Source organism: Vibrio sp. 704 (assembly GCF_033339295.1).
In genome coordinates this window covers 1-563 of the sequence record NZ_JAWOUH010000823.1, presented here as the reverse complement: position 1 = coordinate 563, position 563 = coordinate 1, and the positions used below count along the sequence as shown (strand labels likewise).

Below are 563 nucleotides of genomic sequence, written 5' to 3'. Positions count from 1 at the left end.
GGATATGCGTCACCAGCTTCAATCGAGCTGGTATCAAGATCAAAGCCCTCAGCTTAGTGACTTTTTGCAACGTAACGTGAAGCCTTTTAATCAACCGACCAGCGTTGTTTACAAAACGGACGATCCAAAAACCGAGCTACTGAACATGATGCGCAAACGCTTATCGCCAGTGTTGTTGCCGCGTTATGAGATTACCGATACTGCGCTTTCAGATATAACGGAAAAAGAGCTAAAACGCATCGGTCAAGTGCGTGGTGAAGGGCTACAAACCGTCCCACAAATCACGATGCTGATGGTGCGTAGTAAGTCAGGTAAGGACGAACTGTTCACCCTACTTCACAACAATGCGCACACTAATATTTCGAGTTTGTTTGATGAAGAAAGCAACCGAGACTTCGCCAACGACGATATGACCATCGTGCGTGGCGTTGTCGGTAGCTACCCAGCAGCATTTTTCTCCCTTAAAGAAAACCAAGTAAAAGAATTTGTCGATCAGTTTAGCGCGATTCAAAACGAAGCCGATTACGTTAAGTTGTTGGATAATTTTGCGATTCGCCGTAGCT

The 563-nt window shown here is 45.5% G+C and carries 1 protein-coding gene; it reads left to right on the top strand.

What is annotated here, in order from left to right; genetic code table 11:
- Positions 1-563: fatty acid cis/trans isomerase (locus tag R7R24_RS29335; protein WP_318120541.1), on the top strand; the 563-nt coding region annotated here is incomplete at both ends.